Source organism: Mesorhizobium ciceri biovar biserrulae WSM1271, assembly GCF_000185905.1.
Taxonomy (GTDB): domain Bacteria; phylum Pseudomonadota; class Alphaproteobacteria; order Rhizobiales; family Rhizobiaceae; genus Mesorhizobium; species Mesorhizobium ciceri.
The window spans coordinates 139231-161853 of the sequence record NC_014918.1 but is presented as its reverse complement, the minus strand read 5'-3'; the positions used below and the strand labels follow the sequence as shown (position 1 = coordinate 161853).

Here is a 22623-nt window from a genome sequence, read left to right as displayed (position 1 = left end):
GTCGCTCACCACTTCTTCTTGCCGAGCAGCCGTTGCCCGATCAGCACTGCGATCTGCTGGTCGGCGTCGAAAGCCATAGCGGCCGCTTGCGCCACCGTCTCCACCAGGTCGTCACCAGTCTCGGCGCGCAGCACCCTGAGGCCGATTGCCTTCAGCGAGGCCTCCGTCGCCTGCCCCATCGGCACCTGCCACGGGTTGAACTCAGCCCACTCGCCTCGCATCGTCACCAGAACGAGCAAGGGGAAGCGCGCATGCACGGGAAGCGAAAGCATATTGATACAGTTGCCAACGCCGGAAGATTGCATGAGCACGACGCTCCGCTTGCCACCAAGCCAGGCGCCTGCAGCAATGGCGATGCCCTCCTCTTCAGTCGTCAAGACATTGGTGACGACCTCAGGATCCGCACCGAAGAGGCGGATCAATGTGGTATGGCCAGCATCGGGCACATAGGACATATGACTGATGCCGGCAGCCTTGAGCACATCATAGACCTGGTCTGGCCACTGCCTTTCAGATGCCGCCGGGGCAGATGGAACCGCAGCTGTTTCCGGGTGTTTCGCTTGTACGCTCGCCGTCACCTTGAACCTCCGAGGATTGAGTTGGCGTTAGATTACCTCAACTATCCGATCTAATCTTCGTACCTTTATTGTGATCAGATATAATGATATTCGATAGCTCATGGAGTTATCGCAGCTACGGACTCTGATCCACGTCGCCGAACTCGGCAGCCTCAGCAAGGCTGCCGACCGGCTACACATTGCGCAGCCAGCGCTCAGCCGGCAGGTGCGCATGCTGGAGGAGGAATTGGGCTTTGCCCTTTTCCTGCGCCACGGCCGCGGCATGGTGCTATCCGAGCAGGGCAAGGAGGTGCTGAAACACGCCATGCGCGTCATGGCCGAGATCGACGAAATCCGGGCCACAGCCACTCCCGCCGACGCGCCGCTGACCGGCGAAGTCGCCATCGGCCTGCCACCCACCGTTGCGGACATTATTTCGCTGCCGCTGGCTGCCGCATTCGGCAAGGCCCACCCCAATGCGAAACTCAGACTTGTGAGCGCCTACACCGGCTATTTGCTGGACTGGGTGCACCGTGGCGAGGTGGACGTCGCGGTGCTCTACGATCCTCGCATGGCTCGCTCGTTGCGCTCGCGCCCGCTGCTTCTGGAGAACCTCTTCTTGATTGGACCGCCAGACGCGGGATTTTCAACCGTGCGCGCCGTGTCGTTCACCTCGCTCGCCGGCAAGCGCCTGCTGCTGCCCAGCATCAAGCATGGGCTGCGCATCATCGTCGAACGCTGCGCCACTGATGCCGGCATCACGCTGGACGTCGGCATCGAAGCGGACTCGTACTCGGCGCTGAAGGACCTAGTGCGCAACGGCCATGGCTGGACGATCCTGCCCCTCGCCCCTATCCATGCCGACGTGGTTGCGGGGCAGCTCACGGCTGCGCCGCTTATCGATCCCGTGCCCGTCCGTCGCCTCATCCTTGCCTACCCGGCAGACCGTCCTGCCTCGCGGCTGGCGCGGTTTGCCGGACAAGCGATAGAGGACATCGCCAAGGACCTTGTCGGGCGCGCCGTCTGGGTTGGCCAGCTTCTTGGCCCTTCATCGTAAGGATTTGAATTTCGTTATATCTGGTCACGCCTGCCTTGCATTGCTGATAGGAGATAGGGGCGCGATAGTGAGGCCCGCAGTTAGACGAAGGCCGGACAAACCTTATGGAACACTATCAGGACATTCGCGATGCCGTCGCCAGGTTGTGCGCGCGCTTCCCCGGAGAATACTGGCGCGCACTCGACAGGGACATGGCCTATCCCCGCGAATTCGTCGAAGCATTGACGGAGGCTGGTTGGCTCTCGATTCTGATCCCGGAGGCGTATGGCGGCTCGGGCCTGCCGCTTTCGGCCGCCGCCGCCGTGCTGGAGGAAATCCAGCGCGCCGGCTGCAATGGCGGCGCCTGCCATGCCCAGATGTACACGATGGGCACGCTTGTTCGCCACGGCTCGGAAGCCCAAAAGCAACGATACCTGCCGAAGGTCGCCGCGGGAGAATTGCGTCTGCAAGCCTTCGGCGTCACCGAACCGACCAGCGGCACCGACACCGGCGCTCTCAAGACCACTGCTCATCTCGACGGCGATCATTTCGTAGTCAAGGGCCAGAAGATCTGGACCAGCCGCGCCGAGCATTCGGATTTGATGCTGCTTCTGGCGCGGACCACGCCGCTCAAGGATGGCATGAAGAAGACCGACGGTCTCTCCGTCCTCATCGTCGACATGCGCGAAGCCGTTGGCAAGGGCCTCACCATCCGGCCGATCCGCACGATGATGAACCATGCCACCACCGAAGTCTTCTTCGACGACCTGCGCATGCCGGCCGAAAACCTGATCGGCGAAGAGGGAAAGGGATTCCGCTACATCCTCTCGGGCATGAACGCCGAGCGCATCCTGATTGCAGCCGAATGCGTCGGCGATGCGAAATGGTTCATCGAAAAGTCGAGCGTCTACGCGAAGGAAAGGCATGTGTTTGGCCGAGCGATCGGCCAAAACCAGGGCATCCAGTTTCCAATCGCAAGGGCTTACGCCAACATGCGCGCGGCCGAATTGATGGTGCGCGAGGCGCTGAACCTCTACGAGGCCGGCAAGAACCCCGGTGCCGAAGCGAACATGGCCAAGATGCTGGCGGCCGACGCCTCTAACGAAGCCGCCAATGTCTGCATCCAGACGCATGGCGGGTTCGGTTTCGCGGAAGAGTACGATGTGGAGCGCAAATTCCGCGAGACGCGTCTCTATCAGGTCGCGCCGATCTCGACCAACCTCATCCTGTCATACCTTTCCGAGCACGTGCTTGGACTGCCGCGTTCCTACTAGGAGTTGCCGCCGTGAACGTCCTCATCGTCTACGCCCACCCGGAAGCAAAATCCTTCAACGGCGCCATGAAGGATATGGCCGTGGAAACATTGACCCGCGCAGGTCACGATGTGGTCGTCAGCGACCTCTATGCGATGGGCTTCAATCCTGTCGCAGGGCCGGGCGACATATCAGGCGAGCGCAACGATCCGGACTTTTTCAGCCTGCCGCGCGAGCAGACCGCGGCGTACGAGGCCGACGCGCTCTCGGCCGACATCATGGCCGAGATCGAAAAGCTGAAACAGGCGGACTTCGTGCTGTTTCAGTTCCCGGTTTGGTGGTTCGGAATGCCCGCAATGCTCAAGGGCTGGGCCGACCGTGTGTTCGCGCGTGGTTTTGCGTATCTGCCGGGGCGCAAATACGACACCGGCATGTTCAGGGGAAAGCTCGCCATGGTGGCCGCCACCACGGGCACTTCGGCCGACACCTATGCGCCCGATGGCATCGATGGCGACATCCTCACGGTGCTGTGGCCGATCCACAATGGCCTGCTACGCTACTCCGGCTTCGACGTGTTGCCGCCCTTCGTCGCCTATATGCCGGGCCGTGTCGGCGACGATGGCCGCAAGGCCTATCTGGAAGCCTATACCAAGCGACTCGAGGACATCGACGGCACGCCGCGGCTTTTCTTCCACGCCGCCGAGGACTACGGCAAGAACGAGCGGCTAAAGCCAGGCGTGCTGGCGCGCTCGGGCGTACAGCGCAATGTCTGACGGCGCCCGCCCGCTGGAGGGTCTGTTCGTCGTTTCGATCGAGCAGGCGGTCGCCGCTCCGCTTTGCACGGTCCGCCTCGCCGATGCCGGGGCGCGCGTCGTGAAGATCGAGCGCCCGGAGGGCGAAACCGCGCGTCATTACGATTCCACCGTTGAAGGCATGTCGGCTTACTTCGTCTGGCTCAACCGCGGCAAGGAAAGCGCGGTTCTCGACCTGAAAGCCGAGCACGACCTCGCTATCCTGCACCGGATGGTGGCGCGAGCTGATGTTCTCGTGCAGAATCTCGCGCCGGGCGCCGTCGACAGGCTCGGCCTCTCCGCAGAAGCAATCGCGGAAAAATTCCCTCGGCTGATTGCCATCAACATCGTCGGCTACGGACAGAACACGCCTTACGCAGCTATGCGCGCCTACGACATGCTGGTGCAGGCCGAAAGCGGCATCTGCGCCGTCACTGGCACGCCGGACACGCCGAGCAAAATAGGGGTTTCCGCCGCAGACATCGCCACCGGAATGAATGCCCATGCAGCGATCCTCGAAGCCTTGTTGGCGCGCGAGAAGACCGGGCGCGGTCGCATTGTCGAAATTGCCATGTTCGACGCCATGGCCGACTGGATGACCGTGCCGCTGCTGCACTACGAATATGCGGGCCGCGAGACGCAGAGATATGGCCTGGCACACGCTTCGATCTACCCCTATCGACCTTATGCCTGTCGGGATGGCAGCGTGGTCGTGTCCATCCAGCAGAACAATGAATGGAAGCGCTTCTGCACCGTCGTGCTGCAAAGGCAGGATTTGTTCGCCGACGAACGCTTCGCCACCAATGCCTGGCGGGTGGCCAACCGCACGGCGCTCGACACCGAGATCGAACCGATCTTCGCGGCAATAGACTGCGAAGAGGCCATAGACCGTCTCAATGGTGCGCAGATCGCCTGGGGCCGGGTGAGCGCAATGCACGACCTGCCGCGCCACAAGGCGTTGCGCCGGACAGAGGTGGCGCTGCCGGACGGCAGGCGCATCTCCGTGCCGATGCCGGCAGGGCGGTCGGAGGGATTCGCGACCGTCCCCAGAGTTCCCGCTCTTGGCGCCGATACGGACCGGATCCGGTCCGAGTTCGCCGCCTGACGAGGAAACTGATGAGCCCGGACACGAGCACGCTGCAGGAATGGGTTGGACGCATACACGAGGTCGAGGACGTTGTGACCTCGCGCCTGCTGGCCAGCTTTGGCGCCACGCTTGGGGACTACGCAGCGCAAACTGCCGAGGGTGCGGCCGCGCCCGGCCTGCACTGGTGCCTGACGCCCGATATTGCCGACAGGCGCGAACTCGGACCTGACGGGCACCCGGCCAAAGGCGGCTTCCTGCCACCGGTGCCGCTTCCGCGACGCATGTGGGCTGCCAGCGATGTGCGTTTCCTAGCGCCGATCCGCTCCGGCGACCGCATCCGCCGTCGCTCGACATTGACCGGCATCGAGGAGAAGCAGGGCCGCACTGGCCCGCTCACTTTCGTCACGGTCCGACACGACATTGCCAACGACGCTGGCCCCGTGATCAAGGAGGACCAGACCATTGTCTATCGCGCCGCCGGCGCTACGGCGGCGACCCCTGCCTCGCCGGGAACTCCACCCCCGGCCGCATCGCACGAGCGCTGGGTTGACGTGGATCCGGTGCTACTCTTTCGTTACTCCGCGCTGACGTTCAATGGGCATCGTATCCACTACGACGCGCCTTACGCCACAATGGTCGAGGGTTATACCGGGCTCGTCATCCATGGCCCGCTGCAGGCGACGCTGCTCCTGAACTTTGCCACAGTCGTTTTCGGCTCCTCGCCGCGCCGTTTCTCGTTCCGGGGCGTGCATCCGGCGACCAGACCGCAACGCCTGCTTCTGAGCGCAACGTCTCCGGGCAATGACGGCATGGCTCTCGAGGTACGGTCGGCCGACGGCCATGTGACGGTGAAGGCCACGGCGCAATGGTGAGCTTCGTTACGCCTGTCGTGCCGCTTTTCGTCCCGGGCTCGCGGCCGGAGCGGTTTGCCAAGGCCGACAACAGCGGCGCGGATGCGGTCATTCTCGACCTCGAGGATGCCGTCGCCCCTGGCGACAAGGACCGCGCTCGCGAAGTGGTCGTTGCTTATGCGGCCATGCTGAAATCAGCGATCGTGGTCCGCATCAACGCCGCCGGCACACCCTGGCACGAAGCGGATATCGATGCCGTACGGCGCCTCGAGGGCGTCTCAGTCATGCTGCCCAAGGCCGAACGTCCAGAAGACATTGCTGATATGGCAAAGCACATGGCACGCAGCGTTTCCGTCATCGCGCTGGTCGAAAGCGCTGTCGGCCTTGCCAACCTGCCGGCCATACTGGCCACGTCCGGCATCGTTGCCGTGGCGTTCGGCTCGGTCGACTTCTCGCTCGATCTTGGTTGCGCGCATGATCGGCTGACCCTGCTTGCGGCCCGCAACGAAATTGTCTGGCGCTCGCGCGCGGCCGGCCGTGCCGCGCCGATCGACGGTGTGACGACCGACCTGAGCAGTCCCGAAATCACCGAGGATGACGCCCGCCATGCAATGAAGATGGGTTTTGGGGGCAAGCTGGCCATCCATCCGAGGCAGATCGAGCCGATTCGCGTTGCCTTTCGCCCGAGCGACAAAGAAATCATATGGGCACGCGACATCGTCGGCGCGGCTTCGTCGGGTGAAGCTGTCCAGGTGAACGGCGAGATGGTGGATCGGCCGGTCATCGAACGTGCAAGGCAGGTCCTGCGCCGGGCCGCTTTGGTCTAAAGGGCATGCCAGAGGAGGAGCAATAGATGAGCAAGGACACCGCCGATTGGCCGACCGCCAGGCTCTGCTCGTTCATCGCCGAACTCGACTTCGAACAGATCCCGCCGCGCGTCGTTCATTTCGCGAAAGGACTGATGATCGACTGGCTCGGCTCAACCCTCGCCGGCAAGGGCGCGCGCCAGGTCGAGATCATCGACGGCTTTGCTCGTGCAATGGGGCCGGCGGACGGCCCAAGCATCGTCATCCCGACGAGACGACGCACGAGCCCCTACTTCGCGGCGATGGTCAATGCCGCGGCCTCCCATGTGGTGGAACAGGACGACGTTCACAACGGCTCGGTCTTTCACCCAGCTGCGGTGATCTTTCCAGCCGTTTTGGCGGTTGCGGAAGCAGAGGGGAAGACCGGGCGTGAAATCCTGACTGCTTGCATCGCCGGCTACGAGGTTGGCATCCGGGTTGGAGAATTCCTGGGGCGGTCACATTACCAGATCTTCCACACAACGGGCACGGCCGGCACTGTCGCCGCGGCAGCGGCGGTCGGCAAGCTGATCGGCCTTGACGCAGCCGGCCTCAACCATGCGCTCGGCTCCGCCGGCACGCAGGCGGCGGGGCTGTGGGAATTCCTGCGTGATGCCGCCGATTCGAAGCAGCTTCATACCGCGCGCGCAGCCGCCAATGGTCTGTTCGCCGCCTATCTTGCACGCGATGGCTTCAACGGCGCCGCGCGGATCCTCGAAGGGGAAAAGGGCATGTCAGCCGGCATGTCCAGCGATGCCGATCCGTCCCGATTGACGGACGGGCTCGGCAGCCGTTGGGCAACGGAGGAGACGTCCTTCAAATGGCATGCCTCCTGTCGCCACACCCATCCGGCAGCCGACGCACTTCAGCTGCTCATGCGCCGCGAGGGGCTCGGCCCGGACGACATCGCGGAGGTGGTCACCCATGTCCACCAGGGCGCCATCGATGTCCTGGGTGCGGTGGACATCCCTCAGACGGTCCACCAGGCGAAGTTCTCCATGGGCACGGTGTTGGGGCTCATCGCCATCAATGGCGTCGCCGACCTCGACGCGTTCGAACGCCAGGCACTTGCCGACGCTGGCGTAACGCGCTTCCGCTCGAAGGTGCGTATGGAATTCGATGCCGAGATCGACAGCCTTTATCCGAGGCGATGGGTCGGCAAGGTGAGCGTCACGACCGTTGACGGCCGCAAGCTGACTGCCCGGGTCGACGAAGCCAAAGGCGATCCAGGCAACACGCTTGCCAGGCAGGAATTGGAATCCAAGGCCATTCGTCTCGCCGAATTTCGAGGCGGGGCCACCGCTGATGAGATGCGCCGCTGCATAGCCCGTGTCTGGAAGCTCGATCAGCCAGGAAGCACGGCGGAAATATTTGCTGAGCGCTAGTCCGCTATAGCGAAGGCTTTCGATGCTTAGCAGGTTGACCACTGTTCAACCGCAGCAACGAAGCTTGAACTGGCAGGCCAATGAGCGGGGGGAAAGGCGGTAGCGCTCTACCGACTCGAACCCCATAAATGCTTGGATCAAGGTTGCACCACAGCGGATCCAAAACACCCCGACCTCCTCTAGAAGCGCCCGCATCTCGACGGGAGCCGCAAGACAGAAAGTTCGAAAAGCTTCTAGGAAACCCAAGCAGACTGCACGGCGCTGCGGACAATGAGGGCCTTCCACCAGGGAAGGCTTCGGTTCGGGCCCGCCATGCTCTCCTCGAACGTAGCGGCTATGACGCCAAGGATGGCATTTAAAGGACCCCCTTAGGGTGATTGTGTCCAATGGCGCGCGATCGCTTGGATCAAAAACGCGGGAACGCGACCGTATCTTCTTTGATCTCGCCTGATGACATGCCCGTACGGATCCGCCCGGCGAGCGTATGGGTTGCGGCCAGCGTACCGTCGGGGCATCATCATAAAACTGACGTCCGCGCCATTTGGGAGGCGCCCCAGCTGCAACGTAGTCTCGACAGTTTTTCCTTCGCCTGCGGCCTAGTACGGCCATGAGGGTGACCGACAAGATCGGCGTCATGGACAAAGGGCGGAATGGATCCACAAGGCCTATCGGTGGTCGAGACAGCAGAACGGGTCAGCTTGCCTGTCGCCTTTCGTCGCACGGTAGTCCCGAACGCGACGTAGGCGGGTAGTTCAAAGCTTATCCGGTGCCGGCCTGATGGATCCGAATGGTACCAGCGAGATTGTGTCCTATATGACAAGTGAAGACAGTCTCCTCGAGACGGGAGCTGTTGGGTCCTTCCCGTCAGAGCCAGATTGTCATGACGGCACCTGCGACCGCCGAATAAACCCAGGGCATTCAGATGCGGCTTCTCGCCCTCAACAACAGCTATGCGCAATTGCCCGAGCGCTTCTTCGCGCACACAGATCCGAAGCCGGTGTCCGAACCCCGGCTGATCCGATTCAACCGGCCACTTGCGGAGGAACTCGGGCTCGATGCCGACCAGCTTACCAGCCCGGATGGATTGGATATGCTCTCTGGCCATAGATTTCCGGAAGGCTTGCAGGCAATCGCCCTGGCCTATGCAGGTCACCAGTTCGGAAACTTCGTGCCTCAGCTCGGCGACGGGCGCGCGCTGCTGCTTGGCGAGGTGGTGGACGTTAACAACATTCGCCGTGACATCCAGTTGAAGGGATCGGGACCGACGCGGTTCTCGCGCAATGGCGACGGCCGCGCAGCCGTCGGCCCGGTTCTGCGCGAGTATGTCGTCAGCGAAGCAATGGCCGCGCTGGGCATTCCGACGACGCGAGCCTTGGCGGCTGTGCTCACCGGGGACCCGGTCTATCGCGAGGTCCGGCTGCCCGGCGCTGTCCTTACAAGAGTGGCGGCCAGCCATATCCGGATAGGCACCTTCCAATATTTCGCTGCGCGCCACGATACCGGAGGCCTCAAGATCCTCGCCGACTATGCCATTGAACGCCACTTCCCGCAGCTGGTCGGGCAAGCGCGTCCGTACCGCGCTTTGCTTGAGGCCGTTGTCGCTGCACAGGCCGATCTGGTGGCGCGCTGGATGCTGGTCGGCTTCATCCATGGCGTCATGAACACCGACAACATGACGATCTCGGGCGAGACGATCGACTATGGCCCATGCGCCTTCATGGACGCTTATGACCCGAGCGCGGTGTTCAGTTCGATCGACCGTGTCGGCCGCTATGCCTATGCCAACCAGCCTCATGTGGCGACATGGAATCTTGCACGCTTTGCCGAGACTCTGCTGCCGCTCATGAGCACGGACGAGAGTGAAGCCGTCTCTGAAGCCGAAGAGGTGCTTAGGTCTTTCCAGTCCTCATATGAGACTGTGTTGCAGCGCGGCTTCCGCAGAAAACTCGGATTGCTGACCGAGGCGGAAGGCGACTTGCAGCTCGCGGCTGATTTTCTGGATGTATTAGCTCGCGGCGAAGCCGACTTTACGCTCGCCTTCCGGCGTCTGGGCGACGACCTCGCCGCCCCGGACGATCAGGGCGGGGCGCGGCAGTTGTTTGAGGATCCAGGCGCATTCGATGTTTGGTCGGCGCGCTGGCGCGAGCGCATCGCAAGCGATGCTGCCGACACGGCCGCGCGCCGGGCGGTCATGCATGCCGTCAATCCCAAATTCATCCCTCGCAACCATCGCATCGAGGCTATGATCCAGGCGGCGCTGGGCGGGGACTTCACACCTTTCGAGGAGATTCTGAGGGTCATCAGCCGGCCCTTCGATGAGCAGCCGGAAATGGAACGCTATGCTGACCCGCCACGCCCGGATGACCGCGTCTTAAAGACATTCTGCGGCACATGAGACATTGAATGATGGCCGGTTAACATGTGCAAATGCGGAAGACCCTTCGCAAGCTACCGTCGTGAGTAGTCGGAAGCGTCTGATCTATGACGATTATGGACTCACGGAAGCTTGTCGATCACCCGTGCCGATGCTTCCACCGTTGCAGCTAGGACTACCTGAGCGTCGGGCGGCGGGTGCTGGGAGACAGGTCTTGAGCGTCATGGCTGTCCTGAATAAATTGGTCGCGTTCAATTTCACTGCAATCAGAGAACACCCTCCGGAACCAGTTGCCCCGCATCGAGTTGCTATTCCGCCTCGCTTTTGAGCGCGAACGGGAGAACACAGGATGGCACCCACTAAGAAGGCATCACCGAAGGGCCTGAACGAACTTTTCCACGACACGTTGAAGGACATCTATTTCGCCGAAAAGAAGATCGTTGCGACGCTGCCGAAAATGGCAAAGGCCGCTCAAAGCCCAAATTTGAAGGCGGCGTTCGAAAAGCACCGCGAGGAAACGAAAGAACACGTTGCCCGGCTCGAACAGGTTTTCGAAGTGATCGGCAAGAAGCCGCAGGGAAAGACGTGTGCGGCTATTGTGGGCATCACCGATGAAGGTGCCGAGATCATGGAGGAATATAAGGGCACACCTGCCCTGGACGCTGGCCTGCTGGCTGCGGCCCAGGCTGTGGAGCACTACGAAATCTCACGCTATGGCACACTGAAGACCTGGGCCTCCGAACTGGGGCTGGATGAAGCTGTTTCGCTCCTCAATTTAACCCTTGGAGAGGAAAAGGCGACCGACGAGGCGCTGACACAACTCGCTGAACCGGCTGTCAACATGGCTGCCGAAAACGTGTAGTAGCCCCACCAGGCGAAGACTGGCCCGTCGCTACGCGAATCTCACGGGAGGTATCAATGGGATATCTAGGTACGCTCGTTTCAAGACTACTCGGCAAGAAGCCCGGCCCGTTGGCAACGGCGATATGCGCAAGTCGACTGGCGCGGGTCCTGCAATAGCAGCGCATTCGAAAGACGCGAAGACAACGGCGCCGACCGGCCAGAACCGATCGGCGGCAGCAAAAGAAAAATGACCGACGCCGTAGGAGCGTAGTCACTGGACAGCCAACAATGCGCCCATTTCCGGTCAACCCTTTGAAGCAGGCGGTTCGGTCCTGTCCAGACTGACCCCGTCAGGTCGACTCGCAAGGCTTGCAACCAGTAAAATAACAGTGTCATCAGTACAAACATCGACAAACGGTCTAAATGGTTGATGGAACGTATGTTATATTTCCTTCCTCTCTAATTCGACCGATGCGCAATATTATGCCCTACAGAAGACCCACTGAATGAATTACGCAGGTCCAAAGGATCGTAATTAAACCTCTAATAGGCCATTGCAGATTTCGAATGCAGTTCAGCTCGGGAAGGAGGGTGGCAAAACCCAATCCCGGAGGCGCCTGGACCTTTAGACCAATGCTATCGGTAGGTAGCGGATGATGATCTCGTCCTGCCGGAAACGGCGCTCCAACTCCGCTCGGCGCCTTCGCCAATCGGGCAGATCGACTTCTTCCGTCATCACCTCGAAGATGACAATCTCGTCCATGTCGGACTCTTTTCCCTCCCTCCATACCCCTTCCGCGGGCGTCCGAAAATACGCGGTGACACCTTTGAACGTATTGGCGAGTTCGTCCTTCACACGATCGAAGTCTTCCTTGGCGAAGGGCTCACCCGCGTTGTCGGAACGAGGAAGCAGGATCTGGACAAGGTGCATGCGGCCGCCTCCAAGCTCTTCCAACGGCGGCGACCGGCATCATGTTCCATCGGCTGACGCTGCGGGCAAAGGCGCAAATGTGAACCAGGCTGACAGGAAGTTCCTGCATTCCGTGACTCCAGATGGGAATCCTGGCCTTGCGTGAAAGTGCTGCCACCCGCAGCCAGCCCGTGACACCGCCGCAGTTGGAGGCGTCTGGTTGGATGTAGGCGAGCCTCGACCAAGCAAAGGCGTGCCCGAGTCCTCAAGACATGCAGGTTTTCTCCCATTGCCAGAGGCCTACAGGCCTGCAGGTGCCTTGGCGATGCTGGCGCAGCGTTCATAGGTGCCGGCACAATGGTAACACGATCTCGGCCGCGGATATTGCGCCAGCGACACGGACAGACGGCAACCTTGCATCGGCGCACGCGGCTGCGCAATTTTTTGCAAAAGCAGGAACATAGCTGCATCGCCCAAGTTAAATAGCGACGGCATTGGACAACGGACTCATTTTCGCATTTTCCAGGCTGCCAGAATGCTCCGGGGTTCTTTGATGCTCGAACGAATGGGCAGGACAATGTATCGCTGTCGGCGTTTGCTATCAGCCTTTGCTCTGGTGTTGTTGACGAGTGGCCTGTTCCCACAGGGCCCAGCCATGGCACAGGCGCCCTGCCCGGCCGACCACGATAAGCTGCTCGCCGCACTCAAGGCCAATGTGAAAGCAAGCGGCGGACCTGCCAACGGAGGCTTTGAGACCAACGAATGGGCCGCTGTCGTTGCTCGCGACGGCGCGGTGTGCGCGATCGCTTTCAGCGGTCCCACCGCCGATTCGCAATGGCCAGGCAGTCGCCTCGTCGCGGCGGAGAAGGCCAATACAGCCAATGGGCTCAGCCTGGCGCAAATGGCCCTATCGACGGCCAATCTCTACGCGGGGACGCAGCCGGGCGGGCCGCTTTTCGGCTTGCAGGAGACCAACCCGGTCAACCAGGCCGCAGCCTATGCGGGCGATCCCAAAACGTTTGGAAGTGCCAGCGATCCTCTCGTCGGCAAGCCAATCGGAGGCGTCGTCGTGTTTGGCGGCGGGCTTGCCCTCTATGACGGCAAGAGCATCGTCGGAGGCCTCGGGGTCTCAGGAGATTCCTCATGCGCCGATCACAATGTCGCCTGGCGTGTTCGCGCGGCGCTTGGCCTCGACAAGGTTCCCGCCGGGGTCAATCCCAATCGCAAGGACGCCATCGTCTACGATGTCGATCCCGGCGGCAAAAGCGCCTCGGGCTGGGGCCATCCGCTTTGTGCCGGCACCGAGGCTGACATCGCGGCGGAGCTCGGCGCCGGCGTGGGAGGCTCGATCCACAAATGAAAGGCATGCTGCACCCGGCACCAGCGCGCGTTGACGCAGGACACGGCGCCCGCGCATTGGCGACCGAGAATTCCTTTCGCACGGGCATACTCTCGGTGATGCTGCTGGCATGCGGCCTGTTTCTGAGCGGTGCCTCGGAGCCCGCATCGGCGGCGGCTATCGCGCCGCCCGCCGCCGCGGCGCCACCCGATGACGGGCAATGGACAATGCCGGCCAAGAACTACGCGTCGACCCGCTTCAGCGAACTCAGCGAGATCAACGAAGGCAACGTCAAGAACCTGCAGGTCGCCTTCACCTTCTCGACCGGCGTAAACAAGGGCCAGGAAGCAGCGCCGCTGGTCGTCGGCAACAACATGTACATCGTCACGCCCTTTCCCAACATCGTCTACGCGCTCGACCTTTCCAGGCCGGGCGCGCCGATGAAGTGGAAGTACGAGCCCAACCCCGAGCCGGCGGCACAAGGAGTGGCCTGCTGCGATGTCGTCAACCGCGGAGCGGCCTTCGCCAACGGACGCATCTTCTTCAACACGCTGGACGGCCACACGATCGCGCTCGATGCCAATACGGGCAAGCCGATCTGGAACACTCATATCGGCAACATCAACATCGGCGAGACCATCACCATGGCGCCGCTGGTGGTGAAGGGCAAAGTTCTGGTCGGCAATTCCGGCGGCGAAATGGGCGTCCGCGGCTGGGTCAAGGCGCTGGATGCCGGAGACGGGCATGTTGTCTGGACGGCTTATGGCACTGGACCCGACAAGGATGTGCTGATCGGCCCGGACTTCAAGCCCCACTACGACATGGACAGGGGCACAGACCTTGGCGTGACGACATGGCCACCGGAAGCCTGGAAGATCGGCGGCGGCAATATGTGGGGCTGGATCTCCTACGATCCGGAGTTGAACCTGATCTTCCACGGCACGGGCAATCCAGGACCGTGGAATCCGGATTTGCGGCCAGGCGACAACAAATGGACGTCCGGTATTTTCGCGCGTGACGCCGATACCGGAGCGGCGAAGTGGTTCTATCAGTGGAGCCCGCATGACCTCCATGACTATGACGGCATCAACGAGCAGATCCTTCTGGACATGACCTGGCAAGGCAAGCCGCGCAGGGTCCTTGTCCGACCGGAACGCAACGGCTACCTCTATATCCTCGATCGGACCACTGGAGAGGTGCTATCGGCCACAGCCTATGGCCCGGTCAATTCCAGCAAAGGCGTCGATCTGAAGACCGGCCGCCTGATTGCAAACCCTGACAAGAGAACCGGCACCGGCAAGGTGGTCCGAGACATTTGTCCGACGGCATCCGGCCTCAAGGACTGGCAGCCATCGGCGTTTTCGCCGAGGACCGGCCTGCTCTATATCCCCCACAACAATCTCTGCATGGATGAAGAAGGCGTCGAGGTAAACTACATCGCAGGCACGCCCTATGTCGGCATGAACGTACGCATGATCCCCGGGCCGGGCGGCAATCGTGGTGCTTTTACCGCCTGGGATGTTTCCGCCGCCAAGCCGGCCTGGGTCCTGAAGGAGAACTTTCCGGTATGGAGCGGCACCGTCGTCACTGCCGGCGATGTCGTCTTTTACGGGACCATGGAAGGCTGGTTCAAGGCGGTCAGCGCCAGGACCGGCGATCTGCTTTGGCAGTTCAAGACGTCGTCCGGCATCATCGGCCAGCCAATAACCTATCGCGGCCCCGATGGGCACCAGTATGTCGCAATTCTGTCAGGCGTCGGTGGCTGGGCCGGCGCCATCGTTTCGGGCGACTTAGACCCACGCGATGCCACCGCGGCACTGGGCTTCGTCAACGCGATGAAGGATCTGAAGAACGCTACCACGGCGGGAGGCACGCTTTATGTGTTCCGGCTGCCTTGATGGATTGAACTTGACCGTACGTCCGGCGCGAAAGGCGTTCCAACGGGTGGCGATCGGCATGGCCGGGCTCGCCTTGTTGCTCTTTCCGGCTGTTGCCAACGCACGTGAATTGAGAGTGTGCGCCGACCCGAACAACATGCCGTTTTCCAACGCGGCCGGTCAAGGGTTCGAGAACAGGATCGCGGAAATTGTCGCCACTGATCTTGGCGCCAAGCTGACGTATACCTGGTGGGCGCAGCGCCGTGGCTTCATCCGCAACACGCTGAAGGCAGGCCTTTGCGATCTCGTGCCCGGCACGCCTGCCAATCTCGAAATGCTGCGCACCACCACGCCCTACTACCGTTCGTCCTATGTCTTCGTGACCCGCCAGGACGGCCCGGACGTGACGTCCTTCAACGACCCGCGGTTGCAAGAATTGCGCATCGGTGTTCAGCTCATCGGCGACGATGGCGCCAACTCGCCGCCTGTCCAGGCGCTTGGCCGCCGCGGCATTGTCGGGCACCTCATCGGCTACCCCGTCTATGGCGACTACTCTGCTCCCAACCCGCCGGCGCGCATCGTCGAAGCTGTCGCGAACGGCGAGATCGACCTTGCCGTGGTCTGGGGTCCGCTCGCCGGCTATTTCGCCCAGAGGCAAAAGGTGCCGCTCCGGATCACGCCGGTCACGCCTCGCATCGATGGACCGCAACTGCCGCTGATGTACGACATCTCAATGGGTGTTCGACGCGAGGACGATGCGCTGCGTGGCGATGTGAATAGCGCGCTTGCCCGACACAAGGCCGAGATCGACGCGGTTCTGGCGCGATACGGCGTACCGCGTCTGGACATGGCCGGGAGACCGGCCCGATGAGGCGCGCTCTGGCGATGTTGCTGCCCTTGACACTGGCCCTGGTCGCCTGCCAGCGCGAGGAGCGCGACACGCGACCGCAATCGGCGCTCGGCTCAGGTGAGCAGCCGACGCCTGTGACCACGTTGGAGCCGGGCGGACAGCGACCCTCCCCCACCGACAACAAGGCGGCGAGCTTCGAGGCTAACGCCTTCCACATGAGCGAGGGCAAACGCCTGTTCGGCTGGTTCAACTGCTCGGGCTGCCATGCCAATGGCGGTGGCGGCATGGGTCCGGCGCTCATGGACGAGAAGTGGATCTATGGCAGCTCGATGGAAAGCATCCACGCCACGATCCGCGACGGCAGGCCCAACGGGATGCCAAGCTTCGGCCAGAAGATACCCGACGACCAGATATGGGAGCTGGCGGCCTTCGTGCGCGCACTGGGCGGCAACGCGCCGTCTTCCGCCGCGCCGCAACGCAATGACGACATGATGGTGCATCCCTCGGAAAACCGCCTGCCGGATGCCGCGACACTGGGCAAATCACCGTGAAGCGCCCGGCCTCGATGGCCTTCGCCTTCTGTGTCCTGTTTCTGCAGGGATGCGCAGGCTGGCAGTCGGCGCTTGACCCGAAGGGCCCCGCAGCCGGCGAGCTGGCCTGGCTCATCTGGTTCTTTACCGCGCTTTGCGCGGTTGTTTGGGCGCTGGTGATGATCGCTCTCGCAGCACCGCTGGTCATGCGATCGCGTTCCGGCGATGAACCCCTCCTACTCGACGAAGCGGCCGAACGCGGCAAGATGCGCGTGGTCGTGTCCGCCGTCGGAGTGACCACCATCATCCTGATCGGACTGACGCTGCTAAGCTTTTTCGCCAACAGGACGCTGGCTGCGATCGGCTCGGAGGCTGCGCTGACAATCAGGGTGACCGGGCACCAGTGGTGGTGGGAGGTGCGCTACGAGGATGCTACGCCGAGCCGCATCCTGACGACGGCAAACGAGATTCATATCCCTGCCGGCGAGCCGGTGCGGCTGCTTTTGACCTCGACCGATGTGATCCATTCCTTCTGGATCCCAAGCTTGGCCGGCAAGCTCGATCTTATCCCGGGCCACATGAACGTCCTGGATATCAAGGCGGACAAGCCAGGCGTCTACCGTGGTCAATGCGCTGAATTCTGCGGTGCGCAGCACGCCAACATGGGCACCTTCATCATCGCCGAGCCGCGCCCGAAATTCGATGCCTGGCTGAACGACCAGTTGCAGCCGGCCGGCGCGCCGGCGAGCGGCGAAGCCAAGGTCGGTGCGGACCTGTTCCTCAAACGCCCCTGCGTGATGTGTCACAGGATCGGGGGGACGCCGGCCGGCGGAACGGTGGCTCCCGATCTCACCCACATAGCCAGCCGGCAGACGCTCGCTGCCGGGACCTTGACGATGAGCCGCGGCAATCTCGCCGCCTGGATAGCCGACCCGCAAGGCATCAAGCCCGGCTCCCACATGCCGGTGGTGGAGCTCAGCGGCGATGAGCTCAATGCCGTGGTCGCCTATCTCGAGGGTCTGAAATGAGCAGCGCGGATCTCACAAGCCAACGCGACCTGCCGCCGGAGCGCAAGGTATCTGCAAAAGGCGACATCGCGCCCGAGCATGACGGACCGCGCGACACCGGCATGGATGATGCCGGCCTGCATCGCTGGCTCGAGCGCACCTGGCGGACGCCATCCGGCATCGTCGGAGCCTTGTCGAGCGTCGATCACAAGGTGATCGCACGACGCTATTTGATCACCGCTTTCGTGTTCCTTGGTCTTGGCGGCCTCAACGCTGTCGTCATGCGCATCCAGCTTTCTGGACCGCAACGCGGGCTGATCGGGCCCGACCTCTACAATCAGCTGTTCACCATGCATGGCGTTACGATGATGTTTCTGTTCGCCGTGCCCATCGTGCAGGCGACCGGGATCTACCTGGTGCCGCTGATGGTCGGCACCCGCAACATCGCGTTTCCGCGCCTGAACGCGTTCAGCTATTGGGTCTACGTCTCGGGCGGCGCTTTCGCCTGGGTGTCCTTCGCCCTCAACATGGCCCCTGATGTGGGCTGGTTCGCCTACGTGCCGCTGTCCGGCCCCGAATTCGCACCGGGCAAGCGGGCTGACGTCTGGGCGCAGATGATCACCTATACCGAAGTGTCGTCACTGGCCGTCGCGGTGGCGACCATCGTCACGGTCTTCAAGCAGCGAGCCCCCGGCATGTCGCTGGACAAGATCCCGCTCTATGTCTGGGCGATGCTGGTCACTTCCTTCGTCGTCGTCTTCGCGATGCCGGCGGTGATGATCACCTCGACTTTCCTGATCCTTGACCGGCTGGTTGGCACGCACATCTTCAACCCGGCCGAAGGTGGGGATGCTCTGCTGTTCCAACACCTCTTCTGGTTCTTCGGCCATCCGGAAGTTTACATCATCTTCCTGCCGGCGACGGGCATGGTGTCCTCGATCATTCCTGTTTTCGCCAGGCGACCGACATTCGGTCATCTCGGGCTGGTCCTGTCGCTGATCGCGGTCGGCTTCCTTTCGTTCGGGCTTTGGGTCCATCACATGTTCGCCACCGGCCTGCCAAAGCTTGGCGCCAGCTTCTTCACCGCATCCAGCATGATGATCGCCATCCCGAACGGCGTACAGATCTTCTGCTGGCTGGCAACATTATGGGACGGCAGACCGGTGATCCGAACTCCGTTGCTGTTCGTCTTCGGCTTTTTCTTCATCTTCGTCATCGGCGGGCTGACGGGCGTGATGCTCGCCTCAGTGCCGTTGGATCTTCAGGTCCACGACACCTATTTCGTCGTCGCTCATTTCCATTACGTGCTGATCGGCGGCTCGGTGTTCCCGCTGCTTGGCGCGGCTTATTTCTGGTTCCCGAAGGTCACCGGCCGCATGATGAGCGAACGCCTCGGGCGGTGGCATTTCTGGCTGGCCTTCATCGGGTTCAATGCAGCCTTTTTCCCGATGCATCTGGTCGGCCTGTGGGGCATGCCACGACGTGTCTACACCTATCCGGCCGAGCTTGGCTGGGGCAACATCAACCTTTTCATCTCGGCTGGGGCGTTACTCTTCTTCCTGAGCTTTGTCCTGTTCACCTTCAACCTTGTGCATGGCGCGTTGAAAGGCACCTCAGCCGGCAACAATCCGTGGGACGCAGGAACCTTGGAGTGGGCAACATCCTCGCCGCCGCCGAGCTATAATTTCGCACGCATTCCCATCGTGACTCATATCGAGCCGCTCTGGGCCGAGCGCGAGGCGCTCCCTGTAGCGACCGGGCTCCGCGTCGACGCGCGCGAACTCCTCATCTCGACCGTGGCCGAAGCTCATCCCGACATTCGCGAGAAATCGGCCGCCCCTTCGATCTGGCCGCTTTTAGCGGCGCTGGCCGTCGGCGGCACGTTTCTCTATTCAATCTTCACGCCCTGGGCGATCGTCTGGGGCGCCGCGCCAATCGCCATCACGTTGATCGGATGGTTCTGGCCCAAGGGCGATCCGGAGGACGAGGAATGAAGCAGCGCGCCGCCGCCGATCTTTCTGGCCTGCCCACCTTCGGGCACGGTCCGCGCAGCCCGACCTGGTGGGGCACGCTGGGTTTCATGGCGCTGGAAGGCACGGGCTTCGCGCTGGCGGCCGGCGCTTATCTCTACCTTGCGCAGTCATGGCCAGACTGGCCGCTCAGCGCACCGCGCCCGAACCATTGGCCCGGAACGATCGTCACCATTTTGTTCATCGTCAGCCTTGTGCCTAACCACATCCTCCACCGCTATGCCAAGCAATGTTCGATGGTGCCGGTGCGGATCGGGCTGATGGTCATGTCGCTGCTCGGCATCGCTCCGCTCGTCGTGCGCTGGTTCGAATTCCCGGCCCTCAACATCTATTGGGACACCAATGCCTATGGATCGATGCTCTGGGTGCTGCTCGGGCTGCACACCACCCATCTCATCACCGATGTCGGCGACACTATCGTGCTGACTGTGCTGATGTTCACGCGCCACGGCTATAGCGGCCGTCGCTTCGGCGATGTCGGCGACAATGTCTTCTACTGGGACTTCGTGGTCCTGACCTGGATTCCGATCTATCTGCTCATCTACTGGGTGCCGAGGCTAGGCTGAGATGCGTGCATTACGCCTGGGAACGTCTTGGGGTGGTCTTCTGTCAGGGCCGCTGGCGTGGGCGGTCTCGACACAGCTGAATTATGCGCTGGTGCCCTGGCAATGCAATCGCCAGGTGCCGGTCGTGCTTCCCGTGGCGCTGCTGCTCGTCTTGTTGTCGCTGCTCGGCGGGGCGCTGTCGTGGCGGGCGAAGCGGCGAGGCGGTGCCGCATTCAAGCCGGAGCGTACGCGCGCCACAGAGCGCTTCGTCGCCAATCTCGGCATGCTGTCGGCGTTGCTGTTTGCGCTTGTGATCCTCATGCAAGGCAGCGCGGCGCTGATCCTGGATGAGTGCCTGCGATGAATCTGGACGGGCTGTTCTCTACTTCCATCTGCTACGGCGCCGGCGCACCCGAGGCCGGGTGGACGCTCGCGCTGGCCATCACCCTGCCACTTGCCGTGCTTGCCTTGATATATGTCGTTGGAGCTGGCCGGCTTTGGCGGCGCAGCAGCCGCGGCAGGACTTTGCGGCTGCGCCAGGCTCTGCTGTTCACGGCCGGATGGGGCGTGTTGACGGCCGCGTTGGTCAGCCCGATTCATGCACTCGGTGAGCAGATCTTTGCGGCGCATATGATCGAGCATGAACTGCTGATGGCCGTGGCGGCGCCGCTGCTGGTCTCCGCCAGCCCGGCTGCGGCCTTGATGTGGGGATTTCCCGCCGGGGTCCGGCGCATTCTTGGAATGGCCGGGCACGGCAGATGGCTGAATGCGGTTTGGTCTTTCGTAACTCGACCGCTCAGCGCGACCATTGCCCACGGCCTGGCCATATGGATCTGGCACCTTCCGGCGTTGTTCGAGGCCGCGCTCGAACGCGGCGTGATGCACTATGCACAGCACGCGAGCTTCTTCGGAACAGGGCTGCTGTTCTGGTGGGTACTCTTGCCGCGTCCCGGCCGCCAGCATGCCTATGGGACCGCAGTGATGCATCTTTTCGTCACCTCGCTGCACACTGGCCTGCTTGGCGTGCTCCTGCTGCTCTCGCCGCGGCTCTGGTACCCGCAGAACGCGGTGGGTGCGGCACTATGGAATTTGAGCCCCCTGGAAGACCAGCAACTTGCCGGGCTGGTGATGTGGGTTCCCGCTGGACTGATCTATGGCGGCGCAGCGCTGCTGCTGGCCGCGCTGTGGATCAAGGCGAGCGGAAGGGGGGAGGCGGCGCATGCCTACGAGCTTGTCTAGGCTGCTTGCCGGCGCCAGCGCCGCGCTGGTGCTGCTCGTTGCGGGCGTGGCCGGAATGACTTGGTGGTCCGATCAGGCGGCGCGCATCCGCCACGAGGCGGAGGCGGCCACGGGAGGTGACATTGCGCGCGCCATGCCGATCATGACTGCGAATGGTTGTTCCGGCTGCCATACGATTTCGGGCGTGCCGGGCGCGCAAGGGCAGGTCGGTCCACGCCTCGACGCCAGTCTTGCTGACCGCACCTTTATCGGCGGCGGGCTGGCCAACAATCCAGAGAACCTGATCCGCTGGATACGATCTGCCAGGGAAATCAACCCGCGCACGGCCATGCCATCGACCCGAATTTCGGAGCAGCAGGCGCGCGATATCGCGGCCTACCTCTACGCTCTGAAATGATTGAGCGGTTCACCGTTTGACGGGCAACGCCGACCCTGTGTGGAAGAGACCGACTATCGCCGATCCAGGATCATCTAGCTTTGATGCTGAGACGGATCGGATATCCGTTCACGCACGGCATGCTCGGTCTTGTCTGCTGTGGACTTCACGATCTCGCCGAGCTGATCGGCGATCGTGTCTGCTTCCATATGTTGCCGGCCAGCTTCCTGCTTGATGGTCTCATAGGCTTCGGCGGCGACCTGCTTGGCCTCGTCGAGACCCCTGTCAAGCATGGTTTCGGCGGTATCGCGAAGCTTGTCGCCATAGGCGCCTAGCTGCTCATCCTCCGTTGCGGTATGGGGCAGCATTGCACCTATGGCGGCGCCGATGGCGAGACCCGCGGCCGCTATGGCCAAGGGCTGGTTCTCCAACAGATCTTGCGCGGAGCGGGTGGCTTTCGCCGCCATGTCGCCGGTCACCGATCTTGCAGTGGCCGTGCTGCCCGTCAAACCCTCGGCGGCGCTGCTTGCCGCGCTGGAAACGGTATCGCCGACGCTGGTGGCAGCTGATGACAGAGATGCGGCGGCATCGGAAAGCGTGCTGCCCAGGCCTCCACGTTCCCGTTCATCATGTCGTCCCGGCGCCGAGGGCATTGAGTAGCCAGCCGAACCGCGGGCGGTGTCTGCGATACCACTGCCAAACATCAGCCAAGCCAGACCCGCTCCCACCATGGTGACCGGCAAAGGATTGTCTCGGACCTGCGTTCTGAGGTTGGCGAGCATGGCCGAACTCTCCCCTCCCGAGAACAGCCCGGTGAACTCATCCAGCAATTGTCCCGGCGACATCCTGCCTCGAATGGATTCGGCGGTCTCCATCACCCGCGCACGGGCTGCCTCGG

22 protein-coding genes and 1 pseudogene are annotated in these 22623 nt (G+C 62.3%); 19 read left to right on the top strand and 4 right to left on the bottom strand.

Annotated features, from left to right (window positions below; translation table 11 throughout):
- Positions 1-5 precede the first annotated feature (5 nt).
- Entirely contained in the window at positions 6-578 is a 573-nt protein-coding gene (locus MESCI_RS30955; protein WP_013525157.1) for a thiamine pyrophosphate-binding protein, read from the bottom strand.
- 100 nt (positions 579-678) lie between these two features.
- On the opposite strand from MESCI_RS30955, the gene MESCI_RS30950 reads away from it, so the two are divergent.
- The 9 genes from MESCI_RS30950 to MESCI_RS30910 all read left to right on the top strand — a co-directional run bounded on the left by MESCI_RS30950 (position 679) and on the right by MESCI_RS30910 (position 11041).
- Complete coding sequence (locus MESCI_RS30950) at positions 679-1614, top strand: LysR family transcriptional regulator (protein WP_013525156.1); 936 nt, start codon at positions 679-681, stop codon at positions 1612-1614.
- A gap of 104 nt (positions 1615-1718) precedes the next feature.
- Positions 1719-2867 carry an acyl-CoA dehydrogenase family protein gene (locus tag MESCI_RS30945; protein ID WP_013525155.1) on the top strand — a complete coding sequence of 383 codons (1149 nt, stop codon included), beginning with the start codon at positions 1719-1721 and terminating at the stop codon, positions 2865-2867.
- A gap of 11 nt (positions 2868-2878) precedes the next feature.
- Complete coding sequence (locus tag MESCI_RS30940; protein WP_013525154.1) at positions 2879-3619, top strand: NAD(P)H-dependent oxidoreductase; 741 nt, start codon at positions 2879-2881, stop codon at positions 3617-3619.
- Complete coding sequence (locus MESCI_RS30935) at positions 3612-4742, top strand: CaiB/BaiF CoA transferase family protein (RefSeq protein WP_013525153.1); 1131 nt, start codon at positions 3612-3614, stop codon at positions 4740-4742. Before MESCI_RS30940 ends, MESCI_RS30935 begins: the two co-directional genes overlap by 8 nt.
- Before the next feature lie 11 nt (positions 4743-4753).
- Positions 4754-5596 carry an HTD2 family dehydratase gene (locus tag MESCI_RS30930; protein ID WP_013525152.1) on the top strand — a complete coding sequence of 281 codons (843 nt, stop codon included), beginning with the start codon at positions 4754-4756 and terminating at the stop codon, positions 5594-5596.
- Positions 5590-6402, top strand: a complete 813-nt coding sequence (locus MESCI_RS30925) for an HpcH/HpaI aldolase/citrate lyase family protein (protein ID WP_013525151.1) — start codon at positions 5590-5592, stop codon at positions 6400-6402. Before MESCI_RS30930 ends, MESCI_RS30925 begins: the two co-directional genes overlap by 7 nt.
- A gap of 26 nt (positions 6403-6428) precedes the next feature.
- On the top strand, positions 6429-7805 hold the full coding sequence (locus tag MESCI_RS30920) for an MmgE/PrpD family protein (protein ID WP_013525150.1): 1377 nt from the start codon (positions 6429-6431) through the stop codon (positions 7803-7805).
- A gap of 922 nt (positions 7806-8727) precedes the next feature.
- Positions 8728-10200: a protein adenylyltransferase SelO gene (locus tag MESCI_RS30915; protein ID WP_013525148.1), complete on the top strand. Its 1473-nt coding sequence runs from the start codon at positions 8728-8730 to the stop codon at positions 10198-10200.
- A 328-nt stretch (positions 10201-10528) separates the two neighbouring features.
- On the top strand, positions 10529-11041 hold the full coding sequence (locus tag MESCI_RS30910; RefSeq protein WP_013525147.1) for a YciE/YciF ferroxidase family protein: 513 nt from the start codon (positions 10529-10531) through the stop codon (positions 11039-11041).
- A gap of 606 nt (positions 11042-11647) precedes the next feature.
- Here MESCI_RS30910 and MESCI_RS30905 read toward each other — a convergent pair.
- Positions 11648-11953, bottom strand: coding sequence for a hypothetical protein (locus MESCI_RS30905; protein WP_013525146.1), 306 nt, complete (start codon positions 11951-11953; stop codon positions 11648-11650).
- Between the two features lie 82 nt (positions 11954-12035).
- Positions 12036-12231, bottom strand: a pseudogene (locus MESCI_RS32960) (enolase C-terminal domain-like protein); the annotation flags it as partial.
- 356 nt (positions 12232-12587) lie between these two features.
- Between MESCI_RS32960 and MESCI_RS30895 the strand changes: the two are divergent.
- From MESCI_RS30895 to MESCI_RS30850, 10 genes are read left to right on the top strand one after another with little or no spacing between them, the layout of a single operon-like run.
- The gene (locus MESCI_RS30895) at positions 12588-13292 is read left to right on the top strand and encodes a heme-binding protein (RefSeq protein WP_013525145.1); all 705 of its coding nucleotides are present in this window, start codon (positions 12588-12590) and stop codon (positions 13290-13292) included.
- Positions 13289-15169 (top strand): methanol/ethanol family PQQ-dependent dehydrogenase, encoded by a 1881-nt coding sequence (locus MESCI_RS30890; RefSeq protein WP_013525144.1) that lies wholly within the window; start codon positions 13289-13291, stop codon positions 15167-15169. Before MESCI_RS30895 ends, MESCI_RS30890 begins: the two co-directional genes overlap by 4 nt.
- On the top strand, positions 15150-16019 hold the full coding sequence (locus tag MESCI_RS30885; protein WP_013525143.1) for a substrate-binding domain-containing protein: 870 nt from the start codon (positions 15150-15152) through the stop codon (positions 16017-16019). The genes MESCI_RS30890 and MESCI_RS30885 overlap by 20 nt, the downstream gene beginning before the upstream one ends.
- Positions 16016-16549, top strand: a complete 534-nt coding sequence (locus tag MESCI_RS30880) for a c-type cytochrome (RefSeq protein WP_013525142.1) — start codon at positions 16016-16018, stop codon at positions 16547-16549. Before MESCI_RS30885 ends, MESCI_RS30880 begins: the two co-directional genes overlap by 4 nt.
- A gap of 14 nt (positions 16550-16563) precedes the next feature.
- Positions 16564-17556: a cytochrome c oxidase subunit II gene (gene coxB / locus MESCI_RS30875; RefSeq protein ID WP_013525141.1), complete on the top strand. Its 993-nt coding sequence runs from the start codon at positions 16564-16566 to the stop codon at positions 17554-17556.
- A complete protein-coding gene (gene ctaD, locus MESCI_RS30870; protein WP_013525140.1) occupies positions 17553-19529 on the top strand; it encodes a cytochrome c oxidase subunit I in 1977 nt (658 codons plus the stop codon). Before coxB ends, ctaD begins: the two co-directional genes overlap by 4 nt.
- On the top strand, positions 19526-20131 hold the full coding sequence (locus tag MESCI_RS30865) for a cytochrome c oxidase subunit 3 (RefSeq protein ID WP_013525139.1): 606 nt from the start codon (positions 19526-19528) through the stop codon (positions 20129-20131). The genes ctaD and MESCI_RS30865 overlap by 4 nt, the downstream gene beginning before the upstream one ends.
- A 1-nt stretch (position 20132) precedes the next feature.
- Entirely contained in the window at positions 20133-20474 is a 342-nt protein-coding gene (locus MESCI_RS30860; protein WP_013525138.1) for a hypothetical protein, read from the top strand.
- Positions 20471-21349 (top strand): cytochrome c oxidase assembly protein, encoded by an 879-nt coding sequence (locus MESCI_RS30855; RefSeq protein WP_013525137.1) that lies wholly within the window; start codon positions 20471-20473, stop codon positions 21347-21349. Before MESCI_RS30860 ends, MESCI_RS30855 begins: the two co-directional genes overlap by 4 nt.
- Positions 21330-21746: a c-type cytochrome gene (locus MESCI_RS30850; RefSeq protein ID WP_013525136.1), complete on the top strand. Its 417-nt coding sequence runs from the start codon at positions 21330-21332 to the stop codon at positions 21744-21746. Before MESCI_RS30855 ends, MESCI_RS30850 begins: the two co-directional genes overlap by 20 nt.
- A gap of 74 nt (positions 21747-21820) precedes the next feature.
- On the opposite strand, the gene MESCI_RS30845 is transcribed toward MESCI_RS30850, so the two are convergent.
- On the bottom strand, positions 21821-22600 hold the full coding sequence (locus MESCI_RS30845; RefSeq protein ID WP_244506994.1) for a hypothetical protein: 780 nt from the start codon (positions 22598-22600) through the stop codon (positions 21821-21823).
- Positions 22601-22623: the final 23 nt, after the last annotated feature.